Origin of the sequence: Mesorhizobium sp. LNHC252B00 (genome assembly GCF_000502955.1) — a bacterium.
In the GTDB taxonomy this organism is placed as follows: domain Bacteria; phylum Pseudomonadota; class Alphaproteobacteria; order Rhizobiales; family Rhizobiaceae; genus Mesorhizobium.
This window is the reverse complement of the sequence record NZ_AYWO01000110.1, coordinates 1-578: the sequence shown is the minus strand read 5'-3', so window position 1 is coordinate 578 and position 578 is coordinate 1. Positions and strand designations below refer to the sequence as shown.

The window sequence follows — 578 nt, the reverse complement described above, 5'->3', positions numbered from 1 at the left end:
CTACGCGCTTCCAGGAGTCTTCCGTGCCGCCGACCATGATCGAGGGTCCGTGGCGCGCGCCCTCCTCGCCGCCGGAGACACCCATGCCGATGAAGGTCAAACCCGAGCCAGAGAGCTCGGAGAAGCGCCGCATCGTATCGCGGAAATTGGCATTGCCGGCATCGATGACGATATCGTTGTCGGACAGCACGCCACGCAGCGCTTCGAGCTGCTCGTCGACCGGCTTGCCGGCCAGCACCATGATGATGATCGGGCGCGGCGGCCGTATCGCGGCGGCGAGTTCCTCAAGGCTGTAGCAGGGGACGACCATGTCCCTGAGCGCACCGGAATTCTCGACGAAAGCGTCGGTGCGGGCCCTTGTGCGGTTGAAGACGGCGATGCGGTGCCCGTGCTCGGCGATGTTCAGCGCCAGGTTGGAGCCCATAGTGCCAAGGCCGATCAGGCCGATTTCGGCTTTTTCCATCGTTTCTTCCCTGCTTTCGGATCTGGTGTTTTCGAGCTTGCGCTCATTGTTGCTTGAATGATTGACGGCCCTACAGGCCCGCGTCAACCGCCTCGCCCAATTGTGTAGCCGGGAC

General features: G+C 63.0%; 1 protein-coding gene. It reads right to left on the bottom strand.

Annotated elements, in window-relative coordinates:
• Positions 1-463 (bottom strand): NAD(P)-binding domain-containing protein (locus tag X744_RS0139265; RefSeq protein ID WP_031261564.1); only part of this gene is annotated, 463 nt, incomplete at its 3' end.
• Positions 464-578 lie beyond the last annotated feature (115 nt).